Source organism: Sphingobium salicis subsp. salicis, assembly GCF_049472635.1.
Classification (GTDB): Bacteria; Pseudomonadota; Alphaproteobacteria; order Sphingomonadales; family Sphingomonadaceae; genus Sphingobium; species Sphingobium yanoikuyae_A.
On record NZ_JAYRCS010000002.1, the window covers coordinates 90,499 to 112,117 of the forward strand.

Annotated in this window: 27 protein-coding genes and 1 pseudogene; 11 read left to right on the forward strand and 17 right to left on the reverse strand. The window is 64.7% G+C overall.

The features are described from left to right. Positions 1-81: 81 nt before the first annotated feature. From VHN57_RS24935 to VHN57_RS24955, 5 genes are all read right to left on the reverse strand, one after another. Entirely contained in the window at positions 82-528 is a 447-nt protein-coding gene (locus tag VHN57_RS24935) for a type II toxin-antitoxin system PemK/MazF family toxin (RefSeq protein ID WP_267224348.1), read from the reverse strand. Next, positions 525-1,013: a helix-turn-helix domain-containing protein gene (locus VHN57_RS24940; RefSeq protein WP_125990045.1), complete on the reverse strand. Its 489-nt coding sequence runs from the start codon at positions 1,011-1,013 to the stop codon at positions 525-527. The genes VHN57_RS24935 and VHN57_RS24940 overlap by 4 nt, the downstream gene beginning before the upstream one ends. Positions 1,014-1,271: 258 nt before the next feature. Then, positions 1,272-1,547 carry a hypothetical protein gene (locus VHN57_RS24945; protein WP_125990043.1) on the reverse strand — a complete coding sequence of 92 codons (276 nt, stop codon included), beginning with the start codon at positions 1,545-1,547 and terminating at the stop codon, positions 1,272-1,274. Positions 1,548-1,720: 173 nt separating this feature from the next. Further along, positions 1,721-2,326, reverse strand: a complete 606-nt coding sequence (locus VHN57_RS24950) for a glutathione S-transferase family protein (RefSeq protein ID WP_125990041.1) — start codon at positions 2,324-2,326, stop codon at positions 1,721-1,723. Positions 2,327-2,431: 105 nt separating this feature from the next. Continuing rightward, a complete protein-coding gene (locus tag VHN57_RS24955; RefSeq protein ID WP_267224354.1) occupies positions 2,432-2,881 on the reverse strand; it encodes a DUF1223 domain-containing protein in 450 nt (149 codons plus the stop codon). Between VHN57_RS24955 and VHN57_RS24960 the strand changes: the two genes are divergently transcribed. Continuing rightward, positions 2,801-3,106 carry a DoxX family protein gene (locus tag VHN57_RS24960; RefSeq protein WP_267224405.1) on the forward strand — a complete coding sequence of 102 codons (306 nt, stop codon included), beginning with the start codon at positions 2,801-2,803 and terminating at the stop codon, positions 3,104-3,106. The two genes, VHN57_RS24955 and VHN57_RS24960, sit on opposite strands and share 81 nt — an antisense overlap. Before the next feature lie 81 nt (positions 3,107-3,187). On the opposite strand, the gene VHN57_RS24965 is transcribed toward VHN57_RS24960, so the two are convergent. Continuing rightward, positions 3,188-3,487: a carboxymuconolactone decarboxylase family protein gene (locus VHN57_RS24965; protein WP_125990034.1), complete on the reverse strand. Its 300-nt coding sequence runs from the start codon at positions 3,485-3,487 to the stop codon at positions 3,188-3,190. 317 nt (positions 3,488-3,804) lie between these two features. On the opposite strand from VHN57_RS24965, the gene VHN57_RS24970 reads away from it, so the two are divergent. The 4 genes from VHN57_RS24970 to VHN57_RS24985 all read left to right on the forward strand — a co-directional run bounded on the left by VHN57_RS24970 (position 3,805) and on the right by VHN57_RS24985 (position 6,426). Continuing rightward, positions 3,805-4,065: a pentapeptide MXKDX repeat protein gene (locus tag VHN57_RS24970; protein WP_125990032.1), complete on the forward strand. Its 261-nt coding sequence runs from the start codon at positions 3,805-3,807 to the stop codon at positions 4,063-4,065. Between the two features lie 56 nt (positions 4,066-4,121). Continuing rightward, the gene (locus tag VHN57_RS24975) at positions 4,122-4,943 is read left to right on the forward strand and encodes a cytochrome b/b6 domain-containing protein (RefSeq protein WP_125990030.1); all 822 of its coding nucleotides are present in this window, start codon (positions 4,122-4,124) and stop codon (positions 4,941-4,943) included. Then, the gene (locus VHN57_RS24980; RefSeq protein ID WP_125990028.1) at positions 4,940-5,701 is read left to right on the forward strand and encodes a molybdopterin-binding protein; all 762 of its coding nucleotides are present in this window, start codon (positions 4,940-4,942) and stop codon (positions 5,699-5,701) included. The genes VHN57_RS24975 and VHN57_RS24980 overlap by 4 nt, the downstream gene beginning before the upstream one ends. 104 nt (positions 5,702-5,805) lie before the next feature. Beyond that, on the forward strand, positions 5,806-6,426 hold the full coding sequence (locus VHN57_RS24985; protein WP_125990026.1) for a glutathione S-transferase family protein: 621 nt from the start codon (positions 5,806-5,808) through the stop codon (positions 6,424-6,426). Between the two features lie 413 nt (positions 6,427-6,839). Here the strand turns inward: VHN57_RS24985 and VHN57_RS24990 are convergent, their stop codons facing one another. Both VHN57_RS24990 and VHN57_RS24995 read right to left on the reverse strand, forming a co-directional pair. Continuing rightward, positions 6,840-7,955: an IS110 family RNA-guided transposase gene (locus VHN57_RS24990; protein ID WP_423286228.1), complete on the reverse strand. Its 1,116-nt coding sequence runs from the start codon at positions 7,953-7,955 to the stop codon at positions 6,840-6,842. A gap of 76 nt (positions 7,956-8,031) precedes the next feature. Then, positions 8,032-10,929: a Tn3 family transposase gene (locus VHN57_RS24995; protein WP_288936969.1), complete on the reverse strand. Its 2,898-nt coding sequence runs from the start codon at positions 10,927-10,929 to the stop codon at positions 8,032-8,034. Positions 10,930-11,023: 94 nt separating this feature from the next. Here VHN57_RS24995 and VHN57_RS25000 point away from each other — a divergent pair, with 94 nt between their 5' ends. From VHN57_RS25000 to VHN57_RS25015, 4 genes are all read left to right on the forward strand, one after another. After that, a complete protein-coding gene (locus tag VHN57_RS25000) occupies positions 11,024-11,653 on the forward strand; it encodes a recombinase family protein (protein WP_147037438.1) in 630 nt (209 codons plus the stop codon). Beyond that, positions 11,650-12,438, forward strand: coding sequence for a HEAT repeat domain-containing protein (locus VHN57_RS25005; RefSeq protein WP_267224365.1), 789 nt, complete (start codon positions 11,650-11,652; stop codon positions 12,436-12,438). Before VHN57_RS25000 ends, VHN57_RS25005 begins: the two co-directional genes overlap by 4 nt. 148 nt (positions 12,439-12,586) lie before the next feature. After that, positions 12,587-13,702, forward strand: a complete 1,116-nt coding sequence (locus VHN57_RS25010) for an IS110 family RNA-guided transposase (protein WP_423286228.1) — start codon at positions 12,587-12,589, stop codon at positions 13,700-13,702. Positions 13,703-14,009: 307 nt separating this feature from the next. After that, entirely contained in the window at positions 14,010-14,429 is a 420-nt protein-coding gene (locus tag VHN57_RS25015; RefSeq protein WP_423286233.1) for a VOC family protein, read from the forward strand. Between the two features lie 160 nt (positions 14,430-14,589). Here VHN57_RS25015 and VHN57_RS25020 read toward each other — a convergent pair whose 3' ends face one another. The 3 genes from VHN57_RS25020 to msrA form a co-directional block, all read right to left on the reverse strand. After that, positions 14,590-15,231, reverse strand: coding sequence for a DUF1109 domain-containing protein (locus VHN57_RS25020; RefSeq protein WP_125990022.1), 642 nt, complete (start codon positions 15,229-15,231; stop codon positions 14,590-14,592). Further along, positions 15,228-15,761, reverse strand: coding sequence for a sigma-70 family RNA polymerase sigma factor (locus tag VHN57_RS25025; protein ID WP_125990020.1), 534 nt, complete (start codon positions 15,759-15,761; stop codon positions 15,228-15,230). Before VHN57_RS25025 ends, VHN57_RS25020 begins: the two co-directional genes overlap by 4 nt. A gap of 88 nt (positions 15,762-15,849) precedes the next feature. Then, complete coding sequence (msrA, locus tag VHN57_RS25030; protein ID WP_125990236.1) at positions 15,850-16,521, reverse strand: peptide-methionine (S)-S-oxide reductase MsrA; 672 nt, start codon at positions 16,519-16,521, stop codon at positions 15,850-15,852. A gap of 92 nt (positions 16,522-16,613) precedes the next feature. Here msrA and msrB point away from each other — a divergent pair, with 92 nt between their 5' ends. Both msrB and VHN57_RS25040 read left to right on the forward strand, forming a co-directional pair. Beyond that, on the forward strand, positions 16,614-17,114 hold the full coding sequence (msrB, locus tag VHN57_RS25035) for a peptide-methionine (R)-S-oxide reductase MsrB (protein WP_125990238.1): 501 nt from the start codon (positions 16,614-16,616) through the stop codon (positions 17,112-17,114). Positions 17,115-17,136: 22 nt separating this feature from the next. Next, positions 17,137-18,477 (forward strand): glycoside hydrolase family 130 protein, encoded by a 1,341-nt coding sequence (locus VHN57_RS25040; protein ID WP_125990240.1) that lies wholly within the window; start codon positions 17,137-17,139, stop codon positions 18,475-18,477. A 32-nt stretch (positions 18,478-18,509) separates the two neighbouring features. On the opposite strand, the gene VHN57_RS25045 is transcribed toward VHN57_RS25040, so the two are convergent. From VHN57_RS25045 to VHN57_RS25070, 6 genes and pseudogenes are all read right to left on the reverse strand, one after another. Next, positions 18,510-18,740, reverse strand: coding sequence for a DUF1634 domain-containing protein (locus VHN57_RS25045; protein ID WP_206434227.1), 231 nt, complete (start codon positions 18,738-18,740; stop codon positions 18,510-18,512). Between the two features lie 53 nt (positions 18,741-18,793). Then, positions 18,794-19,612 carry a sulfite exporter TauE/SafE family protein gene (locus VHN57_RS25050; protein WP_206434228.1) on the reverse strand — a complete coding sequence of 273 codons (819 nt, stop codon included), beginning with the start codon at positions 19,610-19,612 and terminating at the stop codon, positions 18,794-18,796. A 150-nt stretch (positions 19,613-19,762) separates the two neighbouring features. Next, positions 19,763-19,999, reverse strand: coding sequence for a hypothetical protein (locus VHN57_RS25055; protein ID WP_423286241.1), 237 nt, complete (start codon positions 19,997-19,999; stop codon positions 19,763-19,765). A gap of 76 nt (positions 20,000-20,075) precedes the next feature. After that, a pseudogene (locus VHN57_RS25060) lies at positions 20,076-20,369 on the reverse strand (ATP-binding protein); the annotation flags it as partial. Positions 20,370-20,541: 172 nt separating this feature from the next. Beyond that, positions 20,542-20,928, reverse strand: coding sequence for a LuxR C-terminal-related transcriptional regulator (locus tag VHN57_RS25065; protein ID WP_423286244.1), 387 nt, complete (start codon positions 20,926-20,928; stop codon positions 20,542-20,544). A 69-nt stretch (positions 20,929-20,997) separates the two neighbouring features. Continuing rightward, positions 20,998-21,540 carry a MarR family winged helix-turn-helix transcriptional regulator gene (locus tag VHN57_RS25070; protein ID WP_010339851.1) on the reverse strand — a complete coding sequence of 181 codons (543 nt, stop codon included), beginning with the start codon at positions 21,538-21,540 and terminating at the stop codon, positions 20,998-21,000. Between the last annotated feature and the right edge of the window lie 79 nt (positions 21,541-21,619).

A 21,619-nucleotide genomic window follows, 5' to 3' on the forward strand; every position in this document is an offset into this window, starting at 1 on the left:
CCAGGGGGAGGCCGCGCGTGCTCCCCATGTAGAAACCGATCTCTTAGGATTCAACTAAAATTTGAATCGCCCCGGCGGCCCCTACGCCGCGGGGCCGGCAGGCGCCGGCGGCGCGGGTGCCGGTGCGGGTAACGCCGCCGGGACCGGCAGCCATGCCAGCACCAGGCGCAGCATGTCGTCGAACTCGGCGACAGGCATCCGCACGATGCCGCCCTTATCTGGCGTCAAGCGGCTAACCGCAACCGTTGTAGGCTTGTCGCAGATCGCGAACGCGGCGCGCCCGTCGATCGTCGTCTGCAGCGGGAATGCCCATTTGTTGCCCGGCTGCGCCTGCGTCGAGCATGGGATCACCGTCACCGCGCCGTGCAGCGTGTTCTTGAACGACAGGATCACGACAGGACGCCGCTTCCAGAACTCGGGAAGCTGCGCGTCCTGGGGGAAGTCGCACCAATAGAGCTGACGAATGCTCGGCGCAGCCGTGACCTTAGGCGGCACCCTCGGCGGCGCTTCCTGGACATGCGCGTTCACGCGTCGTCATCCTTCTCCACCAAGCGCAGCTTGGGGGCACCGCGCCGGTTCTCGCGACGCTTCGCCAGTTCCGACTTGTCCTTCATCTCCGCCAGCTTCTCCGCCGCGAACGGCGCCGCCGCCTCGATCAGGCCATCGAGGTGATAGATGTTGGTCCGGCTACCCGTCTCTGTCCGCCGCTCCTCGCGGCGGATATAGCCCGCCCCTTCCAGCCCAGCGATATGCTTCTGGATCGTGCGCGGGTGCACGTTCATCGCCTTCGCCATCGTGGACTTCGACGGGAAGGGCTTGCCCTCCGCCGTCCACCACTTGCTCGCCAGATACACGACGATGTTGAGGTCGAGCGGTTCGAGGCCGAGCTGGCGCTGGTTTTCGATAATGACGCTCGGCAACGCCGTCCAACCCGCATCCATCAGCGGCTTGGTCCACTTCTTCTCATTCGTCCGAAGATCGGCGCTGCTGTCTGTTTGCTTCTTCGCAGCCATAGGTCTAATCCTTTCTTGACTGCGGATATGAGCTTCGCGCAAGCATCCTTCAAGTTTGAGGGGGCGGCGCTGGGGGCGCCCTCCCCGGGCGCTGAGGCCGCCCACTCCCCGGGCCGACGCGCCCAGGAGGCGGGAGCCGCTGGGGGCCTACAAAGTATAGGACATCCCCATATAGGAACCGCTCAGGCTACACTCCTGGCGTATCAACCGAGGATAAGCCAACGGGGAGCTCCTACGGCCTCCCCCTCGCCTTCCTATTCAGGCGAAGGCTTCGTCGGCGAGGTTGCCGTCGCGAGACTCGACGATCAACGCCACCGTGTCTTCCCGATCGCGAGGATTGAACACCCGGCCAACCACGGTCCAGATCGACCGGTTTTGCGGCATGTGCCGGTCCTGCCCCTGCAGCACGCCGGGATCGAGGATCGTGTCGCCGACCATCGGCACCTGGCCGGCGAACTGTTCGAGGCCAAATTCGACGCCGCCATCGAACACCTTGCCGGCGGGATCGCGGTGTAGAATCCGAATGCTTGTCACGTCTCACTTGCTCCGCCTTGATGAGCGTTGATTGCTCAAGACGGCTGCGGTGCCAAGAGGCGCTGACGATCCCGCCAGAATGAGACGCAAAGGTGTGCCACGTGGCACACCTCAGAATCGTACGTCATCTAGCTAAGTCTCACCATCAGACCCAGCCAGGTGGTGTGAACGATCTACATAGAACCCTGAAGAAGGCTATGTTTCGTGCTCGTCATCGATGGGCGTTCCTCGAAGCGTTCGAACCATCGCGTGAGCGTGGGTCTTCCGCTTCGCCAATCGCGATCGGGCCAGCGAAAGTCGAGGTAGCCGAGGAAGACTGCGACCCCGATCTCTCCGATCAGCGGATCGGCCCGCAGCCGCTCACTTTCCAGCCGGTCCAGGGTAGCCTCGCGTGCGGCGTGAAAACGTTCCTGCATCGCGGTTGGGGGCCGATCCGGCGAGTTGCGCTCTTCGGCGAAGAGCCGTCCCATCGCGGTCATCGCTCCGTCAGCCATCCCTTGAAGCAGGAGCGTTCGCCATCGTTCAGGCCCGTCGGCGGGGTAGAGGTGTCGCCCGCCTAGAGTGTCCAGGTATTCGCAGATGACAGTGGACTCGAAGAGCACGGTCCCGTCCTCGAGCACGAGCGTCGGCACCTTGGAGAGCGGATTGATCGTCCGCAAACGTTCCTCGGTCCATGGGTTGACCTGCACCAGCGTCAGTTCGCCCGAAAGGCCGAGCTCGTGCGCCGCTACGCGCACCTTTCGCGCGAAGGGCGAGGTTGGCGCATACCAGAGTTCCATATGTGAGGCTCCTTAGGTCACGGCGTTCGACTTCGTCCCGAATGCAGCCCGTTTGACGCGACTGCATCCACATGGTCCGACCCGCCTACATAACGCCGAGGGAACTCACAGCCTCGCGGCCGCCACGATCGGACCGCCTTTGCCGGCCTGGACGAGAACGGCCGTGCGGTAGACCGGGCTGGGGCTGGCCGGCACGGGGAAGCTGGCGACCTTGCCCGACCAGGTGCCGACCGCCTGAAGCTGGCGAACGATGTTGCGATGGGGCAGCGTGCGTCCGCCATTCTCGCCGGCGCGGATCGGCACGTTGTTGACGCGGGGGTCGTACCGAACGAGCCATACCGTCGACGGCTTGGTGCTGCCTGCCGCCCCGATCGAGATCCTACCGCCCGCCAGCGTGATTTGCGGACCGCCCGAGCGCCGGGCTCTTGCGATCGCTGCGTTAAGCTGCTGCCGGTCGTTACCGACGATGGTCTGATGATCATCGTCGGCGCACTGGTGCCGCTCATCACGGTGCCGATGATAGTGGTGCTGCTGGTCGCGATCTTCACCGTCCACCTGCCGAACGGCTTCAGCTCGATCAAGCTGATGTCCTATGACGCGAGCGGTGCGCATTTCGGTCAGCCGGGCTACGAGACCGATCTGCTCTACATCGCCGGCTTGATCGCACTGTGCATCGGCGGAGCCGGCCCCCTTTCGGTGGATGCGCGTCTCAGGGCCAAGCGTGGCGATACGGTTGCAAGCGGGATGAACTCGCGGCCCGTCGCCCGCCCCGCCGGTTAGGGTTCTCGTGTCGCTGGTGCGACCATGGGCCGGTCCGTCAAAGCGGGCCGGCCCATTTCGTGTCGATGCCGCCGGATCGGCTCAGAAGAGGTGCGTTCCGTGGGTCATCGCCCCGCCAGCTCGGATCGCCGCGGCAACGGTCGTCGCTTCCGCAAGTTGTGCGTCGGTGGCGCCGGCTTCGCGCGCTTGCTTGGTGTGGATCTCGATACAGTAGGCGCACTGCGTCGTGAGCGCGACTGCCACCGCCATGAGCTGCTTGTTGAGGGCGGAGATCTCGCCCTCCTTGAACACGGCCTTATCAAACTCCCAGAACGCCTTCATCGCGTCGGGAGCGCCCGCGTCGAGCTTTTTCAGGTTCTTGAGCTTACCCATGTCGTGCATGTCGCGATCCTCGTGTTCGTTCAACGATGCGTGCGCGGCCGAGTTGGACGATGAGCGCCCGCCGGGCCGATGCCAGCCCAAGGACCTACGGAGGGCTCGGCGCGGCGGTTACAGCAGTGGCGCCGTTACAAAATCCTGACCCGATGTAACCGACCGGGCGGGAGCTGCGGATGGGCAATAAGACGCGGCCTGCCGCCCGCTGCAGCCCCCAACCCCCGAACGGGTGCCAGGTCGCGTCTACCGAACCGCCGGAAGCGTCGCCGCGGTTCGGTCGTCCCGACGCTCACCCATTCAAGGATTATCCCATGCGCAAGACAATGATGATCGCCCTGTCCGCCCTCGCGATTGGCGCCGCGGCGCCGGCCTTCGCCCAAGACGCGATGGCCTCGCATGACAAGATGGCCTCCCACGACAAGATGGCGTCACACGACCAGATGGCCGCTCAGGACCATATGGCCTCGGGCAAGACGTCGACCGGCGCGATGAAGAACGATGGCGCGATGAAGCGCGGCAAGGCGAAGAAGGCGCATGCCGACAAGATGAAGCACGGCGATGCGATGATGAGCGCCGGCCACTGATCGGCGTTCGGGGGCGTCGTGCCTATGCCGACGCCCCTCCCCTTCGGAGCGACCCGATGGCTACCCAACCGATTGACCGCCTCCGCGTAGGTGGTGACCTCATCTATCGCCAGCGCCGCCCCGTCCGCGCCTGGCACTGGCTTAATGCGCTCGCTGTGATCGTGCTGCTGATGAGCGGGATGATGATCTTCAACGCGCATCCCCACCTCTACTGGGGCCAGTACGGCGCGAACCATGAAACGCCGTGGCTGGAGATCGGCAGCGACGGCGAGCGCGGCTACCTGCGCGTCGGCCCCGTCACCATTCCCACCACCGGCGTGCTGGGGCTTGCCGGCGGCGAGGAGCGTGCCTTTCCGCCGCTCGTGACGATCCCGTCGGGCTACAACCTTGCCGCGGCGCGCCAGTGGCACTTCTTCTTCGCCTGGCTCCTCGTGGTGCCGGGCCTGCTGTTCTGGCTCTGGGGCTTCATCTCACGGCACGTCCAGCGCGATCTCGCGCCGACCGCGGAGGAACTCAGGCCACGCAGCCTGTGGCAGGACGTCAAGGACCATGCGCGTCTGCGCTTCCACACGGGCGAGGCGGCGCGGCGCTACAACGTGCTCCAGAAGCTGAGCTATGTCGGCGTGATCTTCGGCCTGCTGCCCATCATGGTGCTGACCGGGCTCACCATGTCACCCGGGATCGACGCGGCTTGGCCGTGGCTGCTGGACCTGTTCGGCGGCCGTCAGTCGGCGCGCTCGATCCACTTCATCTGCGCGGCGCTGCTCGCCGGCTTCATCGTCGTCCACCTGCTGATGGTGCTCCTCGCCGGCCCTATCAACGAGCTGCGTTCGATCATCACCGGCTGGTATCGCCTACCTAAGGAGCGCGACCAATGACGCTGCTGACACGACGTCGCCTCATCGGCTCGCTCGGCGCCGGCGCGGGCGGTCTTCTGCTCTCCGGCTGCGACCGGATCGCGGCCTCGCCCAAGGTGCAGGACGTGCTCGGCCTCGGGGAAGGCCTGACCATGCGCGCGCAGCGGCTCGTCACCGACCGCACCGCGCTAGCTCGCGAGTTCGCCGCCTCTGATATGTCGCCGGTGTTCCGCACCAACGGCAACACCATGCCGGCGAGCGACGCCTATCAGGCTCACGCCGCCGCTAGGTTTGCGGATTGGCGTCTGGAGCTCGACGGCCTGGTCCGGCGTCCACAGAAACTCTCGCTGGCGCAAATCAGGGCGATGCCCGCCCGCACGCAGATCACCCGCCACGATTGTGTCGAGGGTTGGAGCGCGATCGGCAAATGGACCGGTCTGCCGCTCAAGCTGGCGCTCGACGCAGCCGGCGTGCTGCCGTCCGCCCGCTATGTCGTGTTCCACTGTGCCGATGATTTCGACGGCGCCCCCTATTACGAGAGCATCGACCTGATCGACGCCTACCACCCCCAGACGATTCTCGCCTGGGGCATGAACGACCAGCTTCTGAGCGTCGGCCACGGCGCGCCGCTGCGCCTCAGGGTCGAGCGCCAGCTCGGCTACAAGCAGGCCAAATACGTCATGCGCGTCGAGGCGGTCGACAGCCTCGCCAGGATCGGCGCGGGCAAGGGCGGCTACTGGGAGGATTCGGCCGATTACCAGTGGTTTGCGGCAATCTGAGGCCGAGAGCAAGATGCAGCCGGATAAGACCCGCGCCTCGATACGTGCCTTTCTCGCGCGCACGCTCCGCGGGCGCTGAGACACGCTCCCCCAGGAGACTTTGAATGAAGCTCTATTACCACCCGCTGTCGGGGCACGCGCACCGCGCTCACCTGTTTCTGTCGTTGGCCGGGGTCAACCACGAGCTGGTCGAGGTCGATCTGGCCGCGCAGCAGCACAAGACGCCCGAGTTCCTCGCGCTCAACGCCTTTGGCGAGATCCCCATCCTCGATGATGATGGGGTCATCATTCCGGATTCAAACGCTATTCTCGTCTACATCGCGAGGAAAATCGGTCCTTCCCACTGGCTTCCGACCGATCCGATCGAGGAGGCCAAGGTTCAACGCTGGCTATCGGTCGCGGCCGGAAAGATCGCTTATGGCGCCTGCGCCGCTCGCCTCATCACCGTGTTCAATGCTCCCTTCGATCCTCTGGAGGTGATCGGCCGTGCCCATGATGCACTCGGCGTCATCGACCAGGTCTTGGAGTGGAACCGCTGGATCGCCGGCACGGACGAGCCAACGATCGCCGATGTCGCGCTCTACAGCTATATCGAGCGCGCGCCCGAGGGGAACGTAAACACGTCAGTCTATACCGCCGTGGGCAGTTGGCTGCGCCGGATTGAGACCCTGCCCGGCTTCGTCCCGTTCCGTCGAACCGCGGCGGGGCTCGAGGCGATCCTCTGAGCCTCGACCCCCGACAGCATCAGGACCGGTCCCATGAACTTCGACAACCTACGACTCGACCATATCGGGGTCGGTTCCGGCTGAGGGCGAAATGACACCCTCTCATGACTGCCATCCGAAACGCTGGTCGAGTTTACTCCTTCGCCGGCTGCAAGACCAGCGGTTACATTGACCTTGGCGGGTGTGCCGCGGGCGCCTGATCGACGACGATTGATCATGCTCTCATCCGCGGGTTGGTTACCGCACTACCCGTATCCGTCGCTGGGCCTATCCTCTGTCTAAGCACGGGCATCGGATGAACCTGCCCCTTGGTGTACCGAGGATTGCCCATCACAGTCGGGTGCCCGCGGCACGCCGGCCAAGGCTATGCAAATGGTCCGCTGGCGCCTCCTCTCGTGATTGTTACAAGTGGATCAGCCAGCCACAGCTGGTGACACGCGACGTGCAATGTCCCAAGCATAGCCGACCAGTTCACGCGCGATCGCAGTGGTCACCTTCGGCTGCGGTTTGCCGGTGGCTGCCAGGCGACGGTAGCGCTGACACAGGCGAACCTGTGCTTTCCATCCGATCGCCTGGATTTCGTCTGGTAAATCAGCAACGCGCTCACGATAACGGCGCTCCTCGCGGGCAGGAAGACGATACGACCATCCTGCTTCGACCAGCATGGTTCGGGCATGTCCATTACCCGCGCGGGTAATCCAGCCGCGCTTGGTACGAGCGCCGCTGGAATGCTCGGAGGGCACCAGGCCGACATAGGCCATCAACTGTTTTGGGTTGTCGAAGCGAGTGAGATCACCGACCTCGGCGACCAGCGTAGCGGCGACGATCAGCCTAATGCCGCGCAAGGCCTGGAGATTGTGGACCAGCGCTCCGAAATGCCAGGCTTGCATTGCTTCGCCCAGCGCGGCCTCGAGGCGACCGACCCGTGCCTGAGCCTCCAGCACCCGCTTTTGCATTTCCTCAAAGGCCAGCTGCTGGTGCGGGAAGTCGAAGCGCTGTTCCGATAACCACCGCCAGTACATCTTCGTCCAGGCCGTCTTGCCGCCAAAACGACGATCGTGGCGGAGCAGGAAACTTCGCACTGCCTGCCGCGCCTCGGTAGCATTTTCCTGAGCGCTTCGCCGGGCCCGGATCAGGTCGCGCACCGCCTCGTGGGCTTCGTCCGGCACCCAGATCGCGGTGAGCTCGCCGGCACGCAGCAGCCGCGCCAACGTCATCGCATCACGCCGGTCGGTTTTTACGTGATCCCCCGGCCGTCTCGGCATCATTGAGGGGGCGATAACGATACAAGCCTGTCCCAGTTTCGTCAGAAGCCGGTGCAAACCATAGCCGCAAGGGCCAGCCTCATAGCAGACGCTCAAAGTTACATCCGGCGCCGCCAGTCGCTTGACCAGCCTTCTGACTGCGTCGTCCTCATTGACGATTGTGCCTACAAAGCGCACCTCGCCTCCGCGTTCTCCATCAGCGACTGCGACCGCGATGGTTTCCTTGTGCACGTCCAAACCGACATATTTCACTGCCTGTGTCATGACTCGCCTCCGTTGCTCACCAATCCAACGTCAGCATCTCAGATTTGAGCCCTTGAGGCTCCGGCAGTCATTGGGTCTAAGCGTCGGCGTCTTTCGGCCAGAGGTATTCGCCGGTGAGGAGGATGTGCGCCCATCCGAGCGGAGAGACGTGGGCGAGAAGATGGTCCGGCGTCTCCAGCCCTTCGCGTCGCCGTGCCTCGACAGCATGACCAAGATGCAGGGTGTTCCAGTAGACGATGATGGCGGTGAGCAGGTTGAGGCCGGCGATCCGGTAGTGCTGGCCCTCGGTGGTGCGGTCACGGATTTCGCCCTGGCGGCCGATGCGCAGGGCGTTTTTCAGCGCATGATGCGCCTCGCCCTTGTTGAGTCCGACCTGCGCGCGGCGCTGCATCCCGGTGTCGAGAATCCATTCGATGATGAACAGCGTGCGCTCGATCCGACCCACCTCGCGCAGGGCTGTGGCCAGGTCATTCTGGCGCGGATAGGCGGCGAGCTTGCGCAGGATGCGGCTCGGCGCGACCTGCCCGGCACTCATGGTGGCGGCACAGCGGAACAGGTCGGGCCAGTTGGCGACGACCAGCGCCTCGCGCGCCTTGCCGCCCACCAGCGGGCGCAGTTCAGTCGGCGTGGCGGCAGGGTCGAAGACGTACAGCCGCTTGGACGGCAGGTCGCGGATGCGAAGTACGAGGCGATAGCCGAGCATCGCGCTGATCCCGAACAGATGGTCGGTGAACCCGCCGGTGTCGGCGTACTGCTCCTCGATCCGCCGCCCGGCCTCGTTCATCGTCAGCCCGTCGAGCAGATAGGGTGCCTCGCTGACGGTCGCGGGGATAGGCTGTGATGCGAACGGCGCGAAGCGGTCGTTGACATGGGTATAGGCCTTGATGCCGGGGTCGTTGCCGTAGCGGGCATTGACCGTGTTCATCGCCTCGCCCTGCCGCGCAGCGGGGTAGAACTGGCCGTCGGCCGACGCGGTGGTGCCCATACCCCACACCCGCGCCATCGGCAGGTCGCCCTGCGCGGCGACCACGGTCGCCAGCGCCTGGTCGATCGCCTCGCTCTCGACATGCCAGCGCGCGAGGCGGGAGAGCTGCCAGTAATCATGGGTGTTGCACGCCTCGGCCATCTTGCGCAGGCCGAGGTTCAGCCCCTCTGCGAGCAAAACGTTGAGCAGGCCGATCCGGTCGCTGCACGGTATGCCGGTGCGCAGATGGGTGAAGGCATCGGTGAAGCCGAGCGCGGCATCGACTTCGAGCAGCAGGTCGGTGATGCGGACAGGCGGCAGGCGACGGTACAGATCGAGCACCAGTTCATCGATCCCGTCCGGCGGATCGGCGGTAAGACGGTCGATGCGCAGCATCCCGTCCTCGATGCCGCCGTGGGGGATTGTGCCGTTGCGCGCGGCGCGACCGAGGCGGGCGAGGGCATCGGCAAGCCGCGCCTTGCGGTCGGCCAGCCAGACATGCGGGTCGGGCGGGACCGCCAGCTTCATGCTGCGTGCGACCGCCATGGGCACGAGGACATGGCGCAGGTCGCCGTAGCGATGCGAGCGGTCGAGCCAGATGTCGCCTGAGCGCAGCGCGTCGCGCAGGTGGAACATCACCGCGACCTCGCGGAGACGCGCATCGTCACTGCCCTTCACCCGCAACTGACGCCGCCACTTGGAATGCGGGCGCAGGAAATCGTCGGTCACCGGCAGTTCGCCTTTGGCGGCGATGGCCTTCACCGCGTCGAGCAGGGGGCGGGCGACCGGTGCGGCTGCGAGGTCAAGGCAGCGTAGCATGCGCGGCGCATAGCGGCGGAAGCGGTGATATCCCTGATCGACATGCGCCAGCGGATCGTCGCTCAGCGTGTCGGTCAGCGTCGTGGCTGTCGCGACAAGGTAGTCGAGCCGGTCCCAGCCCGCCACGCGCGCGACCGCATCCTCCAGCGACGCACCATAACCATGTGCGTCCAGCAACGACCGGCCGATCGCGGCGAACCCGTCCAGCGTCGCGGTGACCGCGCTTCTGGTTTCCGCGGTGCGGGCATCGTGGAGTTGCTTCGCCTCGCGCCAGGTTCGGCCGACGATGCGGTCATGCGTCTCGATCACCGCATCGGCGGTCGCGGCAGCCCATTCGACGACGCAGACCGCGAGGATGGCGCGGCGCCGGTCGGCGTTCAGATCGCGCAGGCCATCGGCGAAATAGCGTTCGCCCTGCCGGCGCAGCCGGGCGACGCGGTGCGGCGGGACGCCAGCGAGCAGGTCAGCGCCGAGGTTCATCGCGCGGAGAAACTCCAACCGGTCGAGCAGCCGGTTCGCCGCGGCGGAATTGTTGCCCGGCTCGATCCGGCGCAGCCAGATGAAGCGGCTGATCGCGCCTGGCAGCATCTCGGTCGTCAACCGATCGAGCCGGGTGCAGGCGACGCGATCGAGGCGCGCGGCAATCCGCTTCTCGATATTGCGCTCGGTCGCGACCAGCGCGTCGGCGCACAGTCGCTCGATGGTGGTGATCGCCGGCAGGATGGTCATGGTGTCGCGGCAGCGGGCGATGAAGCGCCGGGCGAGATCGTCATTCGAGCGCGCCTGTTCGGCTTGGCCAAGCAGCCAGTCGCGAAACGCGCGTGCCGGTGCGCCCTGACCGGGGAACGATCTGTAGCCGTAGGTCCGTCGCAACACCTCCATGTGCTGCTGGCGGGTCTGTCGGCGGACGGCATAGCGGGCGAGCGTGTCGCCGGTGATGCCGAGCTGGGCGCCGAGGAAGGCCGACACCGCCAGCGGGATGACCTCACCCGGTACCAACATCCGGCCGGGATAACGCAGCGCACACAGTTGCAGCGCGAAGCCGATCCTGTTCTCCGGCCGGCGTCGCCGGTCGATATGGACCAGGTCGTCGTCGGCCAGGATGTAGTGCCGCAGCAGCGATGCCTCGTCGGTCGGCAGGTCGAGCAGCACCGACCGCTGCCGGGCGCTCAGGATATGGCGGCGCGGCATGGCACAGTGTCCCGATTGAACAGAAGTCTGTTTTGGACAACACTGACTCCACGCAAATCAAGGGTTTTCGGGGCCGGATTTCGGGAAGGTTCAATTGGGACAACGCGCTGCCATCTACGCCCGGGTCTCGACCGCCGACCAGTCGTGCGAGCGGCAGTTGCGCGACCTTGCCGGTTTCGCCGAACGCGGCGGTTATGAGGTGGTCGAGGTGTTTCGCGAAACTGCCTCGGGCATGAAGGCCAACCGCTCGGCGCGCACTGAGGTGATGAAGCTGGCGCAGGCGCGGCACATCGATGCGATCCTCGTCACCGAACTCAGCCGCTGGGGGCGCTCGACGCAGGACCTGCTCGATACGCTCAACCGGCTGTCGGGTTGGCGGGTGTCGGTCGTCGCCATGAGCGGCATGACGTTCGAGGTCGACACCCCGCACGGGCGGATGATGGCGACGATGCTTGCCGGCATCGCGCAGTTCGAGCGCGACATGCTGAGCGAACGGGTTCGCTCCGGCCTCGCCGCAGCTCGCGCGCGCGGCCGCAAGCTCGGGCGGCAGACCGGCGACCGCCCCAAGTCCGACCGGCTCGCCCCCAGGGTGCTGGCGCTCGTCGCCGAGGGGCGCAGCTATCGCTGGATCGCGCGCGACCTCGGCCTCAGCAAGAACACCGTCACCGCGATCGTTGGGCGGTCGAAGGCGGACAGGTCTCCCGAGATCGAGGTAATAGCATGACCAGCCCGGCAGACGATAATCGCTCCATACCCGAGCTATTCAATGCTGCATTTGAAGGTGACAATGATGCAGCATGGGACGCTGTGGCTGCACTACATTGGCGCGGATCGAAGGATGTGCTGGACCGGGCACTTGCCCTGGCCTGCTCACGTGATCCTAAAGAACGCGGACGGGCTGCCGACATTCTCGGGCAGATCGGCATTCCAGATCGTACATTTCCTGATCAGTGCTTTGCGGCCGTCCTCCGCCTGCTCGCGGATGATGACCAGCAGGTGGTGTTTGATGCCATCTTTGCACTTCATCATATAGATCGGTCACGTGCTGCCCCGTACATCATCCCCTTTGCGCACCACAGCTGGGACAACATCCGGTATGCAGTCGCGTTTGCATTAGGAGCTGTTGATAGCGTCGAAGCGCAGACCACTCTGCTATCGTTGATGACAGATCGCGATCCCGAGGTGCGAAATTGGGCAACTTTCGGGATTGGTCAGCAAAGCGACGCTGACTCAGATGCCATCCGACACGCGCTAAAGAATCAACTCTGCGACGCTGATCCTGACGTTCGCTATGAGGCAATCATTGGTCTTGGTCGTCGCCGCGATCGACGTGCGTTGGGTTTCCTCAAAACCATGCTCCACGATGATCCAGATGACGTTTTTGCACGCGAAGCGGCAGCAAAGCTCTTGGGCATAAACGAAAGCGGGGATCGAGCAACTGACGAGCTGCTTGGTTCACTTCAGCGGCTTCAGCGATGGGGCGGCGACAGGAAGACCGATAGTTCATAACCGCTGCTGCAATCAGGCATGCATCGCGTGAAACGGCTTCGCACTTTCTCCAACCATGCTCTTTCGGCTTAGACCCAATGACTGCCGGAGCCTCAAGGGCTCAAATCTGAGATGCTGACGTTGGATTGGTGAGCAACGGAGGCGAGTCATGACACAGGCAGTGAAATATGTCGGTTTGGACGTGCACAAGGAAACCATCGCGGTCGCAGTCGCTGATGGAGAACGCGGAGGCGAGGTGCGCTTTGTAGGCACAATCGTCAATGAGGACGACGCAGTCAGAAGGCTGGTCAAGCGACTGGCGGCGCCGGATGTAACTTTGAGCGTCTGCTATGAGGCTGGCCCTTGCGGCTATGGTTTGCACCGGCTTCTGACGAAACTGGGACAGGCTTGTATCGTTATCGCCCCCTCAATGATGCCGAGACGGCCGGGGGATCACGTAAAAACCGACCGGCGTGATGCGATGACGTTGGCGCGGCTGCTGCGTGCCGGCGAGCTCACCGCGATCTGGGTGCCGGACGAAGCCCACGAGGCGGTGCGCGACCTGATCCGGGCCCGGCGAAGCGCTCAGGAAAATGCTACCGAGGCGCGGCAGGCAGTGCGAAGTTTCCTGCTCCGCCACGATCGTCGTTTTGGCGGCAAGACGGCCTGGACGAAGATGTACTGGCGGTGGTTATCGGAACAGCGCTTCGACTTCCCGCACCAGCAGCTGGCCTTTGAGGAAATGCAAAAGCGGGTGCTGGAGGCTCAGGCACGGGTCGGTCGCCTCGAGGCCGCGCTGGGCGAAGCAATGCAAGCCTGGCATTTCGGAGCGCTGGTCCACAATCTCCAGGCCTTGCGCGGCATTAGGCTGATCGTCGCCGCTACGCTGGTCGCCGAGGTCGGTGATCTCACTCGCTTCGACAACCCAAAACAGTTGATGGCCTATGTCGGCCTGGTGCCCTCCGAGCATTCCAGCGGCGCTCGTACCAAGCGCGGCTGGATTACCCGCGCGGGTAATGGACATGCCCGAACCATGCTGGTCGAAGCAGGATGGTCGTATCGTCTTCCTGCCCGCGAGGAGCGCCGTTATCGTGAGCGCGTTGCTGATTTACCAGACGAAATCCAGGCGATCGGATGGAAAGCACAGGTTCGCCTGTGTCAGCGCTACCGTCGCCTGGCAGCCACCGGCAAACCGCAGCCGAAGGTGACCACTGCGATCGCGCGTGAACTGGTCGGCTATGCTTGGGACATTGCACGTCGCGTGTCACCAGCTGTGGCTGGCTGATCCACTTGTAACAATCACGAGAGGAGGCGCCAGCGGACCATTTGCATAGCCTTGGCCGGCGTGCCGCGGGCACCCGACTGTGATGGGCAATCCTCGGTACACCAAGGGGCAGGTTCATCCGATGCCCGTGCTTAGACAGAGGATAGGCCCAGCGACGGATACGGGTAGTGCGGTAACCAACCCGCGGATGAGAGCATGATCAATCGTCGTCGATCAGGCGCCCGCGGCACACCCGCCAAGGTCAATGTAACCGCTGGTCTTGCAGCCGGCGAAGGAGTAAACTCGACCAGCGTTTCGGATGGCAGTCATGAGAGAGTGTCATTTCGCCCTCAGCCGGAGCCGACCCCATATCGGCATCCGCGTCTCCAATCTTGAGGTCGCGGAGCGTTTCTACGCCAAGCTGGGCTTTGTCCCCGATCCTGACGAGGATGCACCTGAAGTCTCGGCACTCGGCCTGGTGCATCCGACCGGCCTGCGCATCCATCTCATCTACAACGGCGAACCCGCCGGTGAAGGCAACGTCCTGCTCGACGTTGCCGTGAAGCGGCCCGGTTACACGCACGCAGCGTTCGTCATCGACAGCATGGACGAGCTCGTCCGATGGCTTGAGCAGGAGGGAATCTGGATCAGCGAAGGACCGATCAGGCTCGGGCATGATCGGCGCATCACATGCTTCATCCGCGACCCCGATCTCAACGTGATCGAGTTCAACGAGGTGCTGAGGTAGCGAAGACCAACTTAGGTTGGGAATTCAACGGACCGTCAGCTCCAGAGCTAAACTCCGGGCAAAACCTTACTCGCGACAGCCCGGCTTGCCTCGCGGCGTCGCCGGGCTGTCGATCGGCAAGGTCGCCCACGCAATCGGCACCGGCGACCGTGAGCTGCGGCTACCAGCGTAGCAGTCGTGGGCCCAGTAGCGCCCCAATCCCTGCTGCCAGTAAGATCCCCAGACTGTACCAGGTGAGCACGAAGATTGCCGACACCTCCGGGCAATGCAGGCAGTAGATCGTCGCGGCCCAGGCGCCCGCGCCGAGACCGGCAACCGCGCCAGCGGCCCGCAGGTGCGTTGGCGCAAGCTTCCGGAACGACCAGAGCAGTCCGGCGAAGATTGGCGCCGCCAGCGCCAGTACAAACCATGGGCACACCATCCAGCTCCGGCCGAGCCACATCGCCAGCCAGTGCGATGAGGGCGTGCGGGCGAGCTCGCCAACCCCGATACCTGCCAGGACCAACACCGGTGCCGCGAGAAACCACAGACCACTGAGCGATCCGGGCGCGGGCCGCGCTAGCCGCGTGATCCCGTAGATCGCGCCCAGTCCGAGCGACATCGTGTAGTTCCATTTCATCCAAAAGGAGAAGCCGTGCATCGCGATGCGCAGGTCCGGACGGATGCCGAGCGTCACCGTGACCAGCAGCATGGCAGCGAAGCAACCGACTGCGATGCCCAAGCCGATCCGCTTCACAACGGCGTGACGCGGTACGCGGCGTACGTCCCGGCTGAGCGACTGGATGAGCTGTTCGGTGTTCATCGTGATGAGCCTTTGATCCGGGCGCTGAGCGCCTTCAGGCCGCGGTGCACCGAGACCTTCACGTCCGACTCTCCGATTCCGGCGCCGGCAGCGGCCTCCGCAACGCTCTTGCCGTCGACATGCGTGTCGCGGATCGCGCGGGCCTGCTTGGGGGAGAGCGTCTGGAGGAGATTGTCGACGTCCATGCGGGCGTTGGTGGCATCTTCAAAGCCTTCAGCCACCAGAATGGACTCTACGTCCTCGATCGCCACCGTCTGCCGACGGCGCCGGTAGTGGTCGATCGCCCGATAGCGCGCGATCGCATAGAGCCACGCAGTGAAGGGGCGCTCCCTGTCGAATGTCTCGCGGCGGGTATGCACGGCGATCAAGGTGTCCTGTACGAGATCGTCGACGTCGGCATCAGCCATGCGGCGACGGTAGAATGTTTGGAGAAGGGGCACGAGCGCGCGCAGCAACAGGCCATGCGCCAGCGCATCGCCGTTCAGGCTGCCGATCATCAGCGCTTTGAGCTCAGCTTCGCTCGTGGCCATCCTCATTCCGGTCTTACGGCGGTCGCTCGCGATCGGTTACAAATCTACCGATTTTTCCGTATCATCGGGCAGCACACCGCTCACGAGCTCACGAGCGATAGAGGTTCGGCATCATACGGCGCAGCGCGTCCACCTTCGGCGCGTCGTTGATGACGATATACGGATAAGTCGGGTTCTTCGCCATGAAGTTCTGGTGATAGCCCTCAGCCGGATAGAAGCGGCTCGTATGTTCGATCCGGGTGACGATCGGGCGGGCGAAGGTGTGCGCCGCCGTGAGCTGCTGGAGATAGGCCCGCGCGACCCGCTCCTGGCCAGCCGACTGCGGAAACAGCGCGGTCCGGTACTGCGTGCCGTGGTCAGGCCCCTGCGCATTCAGCATCGTCGGATCGGCGACCACCGAAAAATAGATGCGCAGCAGCTCGGCATAGCTGACTTTGGCAGGGTCGAACACGACCCGAACCGCCTCTGCGTGCCCGGTCGTGCCGGTCGACACCTGCTCGTAGCTGGGCGAACCGGTGGTGCCGCCGGCATAGCCGGACGTCGCAGACACAACGCCCTTCACATGGTCGAAGACGCCCTCGACGCCCCAGAAGCAGCCGCCCGCGAAGATCGCGGTCTCGGTCTTGCCTGCGGCCGGCGTCGTGACCCGCGGCTGAGGCGCATTGACGAACGTCTCGGCGGACGCACCGACGGCCGAGGATGCCGCGATCATTGCAACCGCCACGACACCGCCGAAGCCGAGATAGGAAACTGAACGCATAGCCGGAAAACTCCTTTTGCTACCCGGACATACGCAGCGTGGGGCCGACAGGTTACGCGTAACCGCCATTCGCGATCGAGCGTAGGAGGGGCATGACCCAGACATCCGATCGCCGAGCCTTTCTCACCACCAGCGCCCTCGCGCTCGCCGGCGCCGCCATGGCAGGCGCGGCCTTGCCGGCGTTCGCGGCAGCGCCGCGCCCCTTACGCCTCACCGACGCGGAGTGGCGCCGGCGCCTGTCGCCGCAAGCCTATGCCGTGCTCCGGCAGGCTGCGACCGAGCGCCCATTCTCCAGTCCGCTCAACGCAGAGCATCGCACCGGCACCTTCCTTTGCGCTGGCTGCGCGCTGCCGCTGTTCGCCGCTCGGACCAAGTTCGACAGCGGCACCGGTTGGCCGAGCTTCTGGACGCATCTCCCCGATGCGATCGTCACGAAGAGCGACACCAGCCTGTTCATGGAGCGCACCGAAGTGCGCTGCGCGCGCTGTGACGGGCATCTCGGCCATGTGTTCAACGACGGCCCGAAGCCCACGGGCCTGCGCTACTGCATGAACGGCGTCGCGATGCGCTTCGCGCCTGCCGATCGCGCCTGAGCCTTTTCCCAAGGAGCGATCGATGCGGCTCACGGATCTCGGCTGGCTTCTCATGGGCTGGCGCCCCTCTGGGGACCTGGTGCTCCTCCACCATCATGATGCGATGCTGAAGCCCGACCCGTCGCGAACGGTGGTTCGCCCGTTCGCACCCGGCTATCCCGCCGGGCATGACGGGGAGGGCCGCTCGCGCCTGCGCGTGATCGCCGAACGCATCATCGGCTACGACGACGCCCAGGTCGCCGCGACGCTGCGCAGCGTCCTCGCGTCCATGGACGGCCGCCATCGCGATGTGAAAGCGACGTTTCGGCGTCGCTTCGCCGAGCTGCTCCCGATGCTCAACGGCGTTTCACCGCTCGACGAATCCCGGCAGCATCTCCTCGCCGCCTCGTTCACCGAGGAATATGCGTTCGAGGCGGCCGCGCTCTTCAATCCGAGCGCCGTGCTTCACCCCGACCAAGCCGGCGTGCCGGACGGTAGTCTGCGCTTCGTCATGTCGCTCCGAGGCATCGGCGAAGGCCATGTCTCCTCGGTCAGCTTCCGCACCGGCCTATGGACGCCAGGAAGCGGGCTCGAGATTGATCCGGTCGGCCGCACGACCCAGCCGCCGATCGTCGACAACGAGGCGGTCCGGGCAGGCCCGGCGAGGCTCGAACTGCATTGTGGGGGTAGCCACGTCGTCTCGGAGACGGTGCTCTTCCCCGTACTCCCCAGCCAGCGCCAGGGCATCGAGGATGTTCGGCTGGTCCGCTTCGTCGAGGCCGATGGCGAGGTCACATATTACGGCACCTACACCGCGTTCGACGGAATGACCGCGCGCTCCGAGATGCTGGTCGGGACAGACTTCCGCTCATGGGAAATGCGCCAGCTCGCTGGCGACGCGACGGCGGCCAAAGGCATGGCGCTGTTCCCGCGCCGGGTCGGCGGCCGCTACGCCATGCTCGGCCGACAGGATAGCGAGAGCATCTGGCTGCTCTTCTCCGACGATCCCTTTACCTGGAATGGCGGCGCCAAGCTGATCGAGCCGCGCTACCCTTGGGAGACGGTCCAGATGGGTAATTGCGGCTCGCCCCTCGAGATCGAGGAGGGCTGGCTGGTATTCACCCACGGCGTTGGGCCCGTGCGCAACTACGCGGTGGGCGCCTGCCTGCTCGATCGCGACGATCCCTCACGCGTGCTCGCTCGGACGCCCGAGCCTATCCTACAGCCCAGTCCCGACGAGCGCGACGGCTTTGTCCCGAACGTCGTTTATAGCTGCGGCTCGATGGTCCACGGTCGCGAGCTGCTGATCCCCTATGGCGTGGCCGACAGCTTCACCGCCTTCGCGACGGCGCGCGTCGACGATCTTCTCGCCGCCATGCAATGACGAGGGCGTCCAGGAACGGCCTCACGCCCCGCTCAGCGATCGAGCATCATCGCCGCCGAGCTGCCCACGACGATAATCAGCAGCACCGCCATCGCCGCGGCCGTTAGCAAGGTATCCCGCTGCCGGACGAACAGCACCAGCATCAGCAGAACCCGCCCGACGGGTAACGCAATGAACAGGCCGACGCCGACCAGATTGAGAACCGCGCCGGCGTGCAAGCCCGGAGGCAAGACGAGGCCGACCGCCACCAGAAGCGTGGCCACGCCCGTTCCGACCGTGAGAAGGAGCGAGATCGGACGCTCTGACGATCCCATGCTCACCCGCCGCCCAACGTAAGGAACGAGGTTCCGGCCGCGGCCAGCGCCATCTGCACGGCGAGCACGAGGAGGATCACGACGAACATCACGCGCAGGCGATCGGGGCGCAACGCTTTCAGCGCCCGCGCGCCGGCGATCGACCCCGCGACCGATCCCAGGCAGATCGGTGCCGCGCGCGTGAGATCGAGGGCGCCGGTCAGGAAGTAGGCGATGGCACCGGCCGCGGCCGTGACGCCGATCATGAAGTTCGACGTCGCGGAGGAGACCTTGATCGGCAGTCGCAGCGCGCTGTCCATGGCGGGGATCTTGAGCACACCGCTGCCGATGCCGAGCAGCGCTGACAACATGCCCGCACCGAACATCATCCCCATGGCGAGCGGCAAGCGATCGATCCGATAAGGGGTGCCGTCCGGGGCAGGATCAGGGTCAATACCGTCGAGCCTGCGGGCGAAGGCGGCCGGGTTGCCTGCCATGGCCATTCTGACGGTGCGCGGGCGCACCATCTGCCAGGCCGACAGCAGCATCACGAGTGCGAACAGGAGCGACAGCAATCGGGCTGAGAACAGTCCCGATGCCACGACGCCCGCCAGCGCCCCGGCCGTCGTCGCGACCTCCAGCACGATCGCGAGCCGCACATTGATCAGCCGTGCGCGCAGGAAGGCGGGCGCGCTGGCGCAGGAGCAGACGATGACCGACACCAGGCTGAGACCGATCGCTGTCCGGATCGGCAGATGCCCGAACATCAGCAGGATCGGCACGAGGAAGATGCCGCTCGCCATGCCCAACATGCCGCCGACCGCGCTGGCGACGGCGGACATGGCGATAAGTGCAAGAATATCCGTACCTAGCACCTCGACCACACCTATCGCGTTCAACCGGATGGCCACGCGGGGCCGAAGGCGAGCCTCAGTCCTTGCTCCCATCAGGACCGGCGCGCAACCAAAGGTCGCATGCCAGCCCCGCCATCGTCACAGCGCCGAGTGGTCGCGCGCGGCCGCTTCGATCGACGCCTTCATCGGGCGCATCGCATCATCCACCGCGGCCGGATCAGCGCGATTGCGCTTCACCGTCTCGATGCGGTCCGGACCGCCGCGCACGACCTCGAGGTGATCCTGCGCCATCGCCTCGATTACCTCCCGGGCCACATCCTCAGGCGTTTCGCGGCCGCCATCCCGAGCCAGGCCGGAGGTGGTGTTGATTGCCACTGAGAAGTGACCCGGGGTTTCCATTGAGAAGTGACCCGGGTGCGTATGGGTTATGTGCTGCCGATGACCGGCAGGTTCAAGATGCTGGCTTCTCCTTTCTGGTTTTGGGCGCAGCGGTGCTGGCGCGGAAGCGGAAGCTATCGTTTCCGGTCTCCAGGATGTGGCAGTGGTGGGTAAGCCGATCGAGCAGCGCGGTTGTCATCTTGGCATCGCCGAACACGCCGGACCATTCGCTGAAGCTCAGGTTGGTGGTGATGACGACGCTGGTGCGCTCGTACAGCTTGCTGAGCAGATGGAAGAGCATGGCGCCGCCTGATGGGCTGAAGGGCAGGTAGCCCAACTCATCGAGGATGAGCAGGTCGAGGCGTAGCTGTAGCGGCCTGCAATGATGCCCGGCTGAACGCGCAATAAAGAGCGGTTTCCGGGGCACATTGTTTGAGACGGATAGGATCGCCCGACGCGCATTCCGTGAGACGCAGCGCACGATCGGTGAGATGGACGCACATTGTTAATCCGCCGACGCATTGAGCCTGAGCGGGCGATCACAGCCAGCCATTGTTCCGAGCGACCCGGCCTGCTTCGATACGATTGGCCGCACCGAGTTTTGCCGCAGCATCGGATAGATAATTGCGAACCGTCCCGGGTGATAGAACGAGGCGGCGGGCAATTTCCTTGTTGGACAGCCCCTGCTCGGCAAGGCGCAGCGCGTCGCGCTCCCGGTCGGTCAGGGGATCGTCGCCCGCCTCCCATGTTGCTGCGGCGAGATCGGCGCGAATGACCTGTCCGCCGGTGGCCACGGTGCGTATCGCTGCGGCAAGTTGATCGGCGGGCGTGTCCTTGAGCAGGTAGCCACGCACCCCGACCGCCCTCGCACGGGTGAGATATCCTGGCCGGGCAAAGGTGGTGACCACGATCGTGCGCGTCGGCAACCGCTCGTCCCGAACAGGGGTCAGGACATAGAACGGGCACAGATATACGCTAAGCGTCTCTGCGCGCACTTATGGGTCGACTCTATGCGTCGACGACTCCAGCATTCCAAAGGCATCCATCGGACAGTTGTAGCATCGCCTCTCGTCGCAGAGCCGGCATATCGTCAGCGCCGAGACAGCGTCGTCAGACATCTGCGCAAGTATTGTCTCGGCAATACGTTCCAGCACGAGGCGGTCAGCATTCGAGACATGGCTAAGGATTTCGGATAAAGTCTCGTTTCTTCGTTGCAGGATCGCAGATAGGCGAGTCTCGCCTGCCTCAGTGAGCATCAGCGCTACTGCACGACGGTCCCGTAGCGCTTTGGATCGAACGGCGAACCCGGCTGCAACCAATCGATCGACAAGCCGCACCGTCCCCGCGTGGGACAAGCCTAGCACCCGTCCTAATTCGTCGATCGAAAGACCGGTCGCGTGACCGATGACGACGATCGCCGCGGTGGTTTCGCCACCGCCGGGTATCGTCGGGTCGAATGCCGCCTTCTTAATTCGATCGGTGATGCCCACTGCGAGGGCGCCGAACAGATTGACGAGCCGGTCCGAGAGTACGTTCAAAGGGTTGCCTCATTCATTGACGGCGTATAGTGTATGCGCAGCGCATATATCACGCCTGTCTAAGCATGAAGGCAGGTCA